This window comes from Exiguobacterium sp. s78 (assembly GCF_018618985.1).
GTDB lineage: Bacteria > Bacillota > Bacilli > Exiguobacteriales > Exiguobacteriaceae > Exiguobacterium_A > Exiguobacterium_A abrahamii.
In genome coordinates, this window is the sequence record NZ_JACSNB010000011.1 from 1 (window position 1) to 882 (window position 882).

An 882-nucleotide genomic window follows, 5' to 3' on the forward strand; every position below is an offset into this window, starting at 1 on the left:
ATGGTGCGGTCGAGAGGACTTGAACCTCCACGATGTTGCCACCACTAGGCCCTCAACCTAGCGCGTCTACCGATTCCGCCACGACCGCATAATGCTATTCAAATATAAATGGAGCGGAAGACGGGATTCGAACCCGCGACCCCGACCTTGGCAAGGTCGTATTCTACCACTGAACTACTTCCGCATATAAATGGTACGGGTGAAGGGACTTGAACCCCCACGTCAAAGACACTAGATCCTAAATCTAGCGCGTCTACCAATTCCGCCACACCCGCATAAAAATGGTGTGTCATGCAGGATTCGAACCTGCGACCCTCTGATTAAAAGTCAGATGCTCTACCAACTGAGCTAATGACACATAAATGATATGAAGTTAAAAAATGGGGCGACTGATGGGAATTGAACCCACGAATGCCGGAATCACAATCCGGTGCGTTAACCACTTCGCCACAATCGCCAAAATAAAAATGGTGCCGGCAACAGGAGTCGAACCCGCGACCTACTGATTACAAGTCAGTTGCTCTACCAGCTGAGCTACACCGGCAAAAGAAATGGTGGCTTTGGACGGAATCGAACCGCCGACACAAGGATTTTCAGTCCTTTGCTCTACCAACTGAGCTACAAAGCCGATATTAAAATGGCGGTCCTGACGGGATTCGAACCCGCGATCTCCTGCGTGACAGGCAGGCATGTTAACCGCTACACCACAGGACCGTTTAAGTATAAGGTGACGACTTCTATAATGATAAAACATCTATGTAAGTCTGTCAATTGTTTTATTAAAAAAACAAAAGCCTGGCAACGTCCTATCCTCACAGGGGGAAGCCCCCAACTACTTTCGGCGTTCAAGTGCTTAACTTCCGTGTTCGGCATGGGAACGGG

At 49.0% G+C, this 882-nt stretch carries 8 tRNA genes and 1 rRNA gene; all 9 read right to left on the reverse strand.

The window, feature by feature from the left end:
* Nucleotide 1 precedes the first annotated feature (1 nt).
* A tRNA-Leu gene (locus tag KNQ18_RS17100) sits at nt 2-88 on the reverse strand.
* 21 nt (nt 89-109) lie between these two features.
* A tRNA-Gly gene (locus tag KNQ18_RS17105) sits at nt 110-184 on the reverse strand.
* A 7-nt stretch (nt 185-191) separates the two neighbouring features.
* Nucleotides 192-275 (reverse strand) — tRNA-Leu (locus KNQ18_RS17110).
* 7 nt (nt 276-282) lie between these two features.
* Nucleotides 283-358: transfer RNA gene (locus KNQ18_RS17115), tRNA-Lys, on the reverse strand.
* Nucleotides 359-381: 23 nt separating this feature from the next.
* A tRNA-His gene (locus KNQ18_RS17120) sits at nt 382-457 on the reverse strand.
* An 11-nt stretch (nt 458-468) separates the two neighbouring features.
* Nucleotides 469-544 (reverse strand) — tRNA-Thr (locus KNQ18_RS17125).
* A gap of 8 nt (nt 545-552) precedes the next feature.
* Nucleotides 553-628 (reverse strand) — tRNA-Phe (locus KNQ18_RS17130).
* Between the two features lie 10 nt (nt 629-638).
* Nucleotides 639-714, reverse strand: a tRNA-Asp gene (locus KNQ18_RS17135).
* Nucleotides 715-793: 79 nt separating this feature from the next.
* Nucleotides 794-882, reverse strand: a 5S ribosomal RNA gene (gene rrf, locus KNQ18_RS17140); the annotation flags it as partial.